The 3,600-nt window shown below is 66.9% G+C and carries 4 protein-coding genes; 1 reads left to right on the top strand and 3 read right to left on the bottom strand.

Translation table 11 applies throughout. From position 1 onward, the window contains the following. Nucleotides 1-55: 55 nt before the first annotated feature. A complete protein-coding gene (locus tag AC1DU6_RS23695; protein ID WP_477860039.1) occupies nt 56-1,948 on the bottom strand; it encodes a propionate--CoA ligase in 1,893 nt (630 codons plus the stop codon). A gap of 237 nt (nt 1,949-2,185) precedes the next feature. Here AC1DU6_RS23695 and AC1DU6_RS23690 point away from each other — a divergent pair, with 237 nt between their 5' ends. Next, on the top strand, nt 2,186-2,905 hold the full coding sequence (locus AC1DU6_RS23690) for a C40 family peptidase (protein ID WP_477860037.1): 720 nt from the start codon (nt 2,186-2,188) through the stop codon (nt 2,903-2,905). Between the two features lies 1 nt (nt 2,906). Here AC1DU6_RS23690 and AC1DU6_RS23685 read toward each other — a convergent pair whose 3' ends face one another. Then, nucleotides 2,907-3,233, bottom strand: a complete 327-nt coding sequence (locus AC1DU6_RS23685) for an MmcQ/YjbR family DNA-binding protein (protein WP_457324584.1) — start codon at nt 3,231-3,233, stop codon at nt 2,907-2,909. Continuing rightward, nucleotides 3,230-3,600, bottom strand: a 371-nt coding sequence (locus tag AC1DU6_RS23680) for a MaoC/PaaZ C-terminal domain-containing protein (protein WP_477860035.1), incomplete at its 5' end; no start/stop codon positions are given. The genes AC1DU6_RS23685 and AC1DU6_RS23680, both read right to left, overlap by 4 nt.

Here is a 3,600-nt window from a genome sequence, read left to right as displayed (position 1 = left end):
TGTGGGAAGGGCGCGATTCTCTCGGCCGGATCGGCGTCAGCCGTTCGGCACTCCCCTATTTCTGCAGCAGGGTTTTTACTTGGATCAATGCGCTCGGATCGTCCAGCGTCGTCAGGTCGCCCGGATCACGCCCCTCGGCCACAGCCTGCAGCGCGCGGCGCAGCAGCTTGCCCGATCGCGTCTTGGGCAGCAGCGTCACGAAGTAGACGCGCGCCGGCCGCGCCACCGCACCCAGCTGGGCGTCGACATGCTTCATGACCTCGCCCTCCAGCGCGAGCGAGGCTTGGCCGGGGTCGCGCAACACCACGAAGGCGATGGCGACCTGGCCCTTGAGTTGATCAGCCACGCCGACGACGGCGACCTCGGCCACCGCCTTGTGGCCCGAAATGCATTCCTCGATCTCACGCGTACCCAGGCGGTGGCCGGCCACATTGATGACGTCGTCCGTGCGGCCGAGGATGAAGGTGTAGCCGTCGGCATCGCGCAGGCCCCAGTCGAAGGTGGAGTACAGCTCGCGGCCCGGCACGCTCTTCCAATAGGTGTTGACGAAGCGCGCGTCGTCGCCCCAGACCGTCTGCAACGTGCCCGGCGGCAGCGGATGCTCGATGACGAGCACGCCCTTCTGGTTGGGCTCGGTGAGCTCGGCGCCGGTGTTCTCGTCGAGCAGCTTCACGTCATAGCCATACATCGCCACGCCGGGCGAGCCCAGGCGCGTCGGCACGGCTTCGACACCCGGGATGTGGTGGGCCACCGTCAGCAGCGGCCAGCCGGTCTCGGTCTGCCAGTAGTTGTCGATGATCGGGACGCCAAGACCGTCGGCAATCCAGCTCGCCGTGGGCTCGTCCAGCGGTTCACCGGCCAGGAAGAGCGCGCGCAGCGACGACAGGTCGTGGCGCTTGAGCAGCGCGGCGTCATGCTTCTTCAGCACGCGCACCGCCGTCGGCGCGCTGAACATGACGGTCACCTTGTATTTCTCGACCAGGCTCCACAGCACGGCTGCGTCAGGGTTGACCGGCGTGCCCTCGTACATCAGCGTCGCCATGCCGGCAATCAGCGGGCCGTAGACGATGTAGCTGTGGCCCACGACCCAGCCGATGTCGCTGGTGGAGAAGAACGTCTCGCCCGGTTTGCCGCCAAAGATCCAGTCCATGCTGGTGGCCAGCGCGACCGCATGGCCGCCGACGTCGCGTTGCACGCCCTTGGGCCTGCCTGTCGTGCCGCTGGTGTAGAGGGTGTAGCTCGGCGTGTTGGACTCGAGCCAGACGCAGGGCACGCAAGCGTCGGCATGTTGGCGGCGCAGCGCGGCGTAGTCCAGGTCGCGGCCAGCCACCAGCTCGAAAGRCACCAGGCCGCGGTCCACCATCAGCACCGCGGCGGGCTTGTGCGCGGACAACTGAATGGCCTCGTCGAGCAGCGGCTTGTAGGGCAGCGTCTTGCCGGCGCGGCTGCCCGCGTCGGCGCTGACGATGAGTTTCGGCGTCGCGTCCTCGATGCGGCTGGCCAGGCTGACCGATGCGAAGCCCCCGAACACGACCGAATGGATGGCGCCGATGCGCGCACAGGCCAGCATCGCGAACGCGGCCTCCGGAATCATGGGCATGTAGATCAGCACGCGGTCGCCGGAGCCCACCCCCTGCGCGACCAGCATGGCGGCCATCACCTCGACCTCAGCCTGCAGTTCGGCAAAGCTGTAGACCTTTTCCTGCCCGACTTCGGTCGACACCCAGATCAGCGCGCGGTCGTCGGGCCGCGTGGCGGCATGCCGATCCACCGCGTTGTGGCAGAGATTGGTCGTGCCACCGACGAACCAACGTGCGAACGGTGGGTTGCTTGCATCACAGATTTGCTGCGGCGGCGTCTGCCAATCAATGCGCCTGGCTTGCTCGGCCCAGAAGGCGTCGCGCTCGCTCAACGATCGTCTGTGGAATTCGGCATAGGACTTGGTCATGCGGGGAGTGTGAATCCGGGGCACTGACGGCAATCTGACCTTTCGCAACACCTTGGCGTGATGAATTGCAGGGTTTTTACGGGGTTCGCCGTCGGCCAAGCCGGGGTTTGCCCTGAAAATCGCGCGCTTTACGTCCGCTTCGATTGACGGTGCCAGGGTGCCCCCCTAACCTCCGCGCCGCTGTCCCACTCCGCTATCGCGACCGCCCACGGTCCGCCCCGGTTTCTCTCTTCCTGAATGCCCTTGTCTGCTGCCCTGCTGAACCGCATCGCTGTTGCCGGCCTCCTGGCCGCCAGCTTTGCTGCGCATGCGCAAGGCGTGGCCCAGGCCGCGACAGTCACGCCGCCACCAGGCACGATGACGGGAGCCTACGGTCAGAGCCTGCAGCAGCAGGCCGCCACGGACAAGGCCAACACCCAACCGGCAGCCGCCACCAAGCCCGCAACGGCCCAGGACGCCGTCAGCCGCTTCCTTAGCGAACGCGGCCTGCTGGCCAGCGCTGAATCGGGCGGGTCATCTCGCCTGCTGGCCAGCGTGCGCGACACCGCGTCCGATCTGGTGCTGTCGGCCATGAACTTCCTTGGCGTGCGTTACACGCGCGGTGGCAATTCGGTCGAGAACGGCTTTGACTGCAGCGGCTTCACCCGCCACATCTTCGAGATGAGCGTGGGCCTGGTGCTGCCGCGCCGCGCCGACGAACAGGCCAAGGACAGCAGCCTGCTGCCCATCCACCAGAACGAACTCAAGCCTGGCGACCTGGTGTTCTTCAACACGATGAAGCGCACCTTCAGCCACGTGGGCATCTATGTCGGCGAAGGCAAGTTCATCCATGCCCCGCGCACCGGCAGCGCCGTGCGGGTGGAAGACATGCGCGATTCCTACTGGGCCAAGCGCTTCACGGGCGCACGCCGCGCAGACCTGAAGGCGGCTGCCGGCGAGGGCCCGGTCACTCGCTAGTTCAAGCGTCCGGGCCGCCGTTCTCGCGCCAGGACTGCGAGAGCAACTCCTTGACGCAGCCCAGCTTGGCTTTCGCGAGCAGCAGCTTCACGCCGCAGCGCCTGGCGCTCCAGAACAGCGGCTCAACGACGCCTGCCTCACGATCGATCCACGCATCGCGCGAATCCTCGTCCTTGATGAAGACGCGCAACTCCGCGCCGTCGGGCGTCATCGTCGCGAAGATCTTGCCCTTCGCGCCTGGCAGCCGGAAGGACGTCAGTTCGTGATGCGGCGTTTCGACCGCACCGGGCAGGCCCAAGGCGATTGCTCGGGCCTGCGCTGCGTTCATCCCGCGATGCGCTTGGCCACCAAGGTCAGGATTTCGTAGCTCGCGCAGAGCTCGTCACGCTGGTTGGTCACGGCCACGTCCCAGCCGATGACGCCTTGCGCGGGCTGGTCGTCGCGCGGCGGGCGGTCGATCTTGCGCTTGGCGGTCAGGCGCGCCTGGATGGTGTCGCCGATCGCCACAGGCGTGACGAAGCGCAGATTCTCCAAGCCGTAGTTCGCGAGCACCGGGCCCGGCGCCGGGCTGACGAACAGGCCGGCCGCGGCCGACAGCACAAAGTAGCCGTGGGCGATGCGCCTGCCGATGGGCGATTCCTTGGCCGCCACTTCGTCGAAGTGCATGTAGAAGTAGTCACCCGACAGGCCACCGA

This window comes from Roseateles sp. P5_B10 (assembly GCF_056400485.1).
Note: the sequence above shows the minus strand (reverse complement) of the source record. Positions and strands in the feature narration are given on the sequence as shown.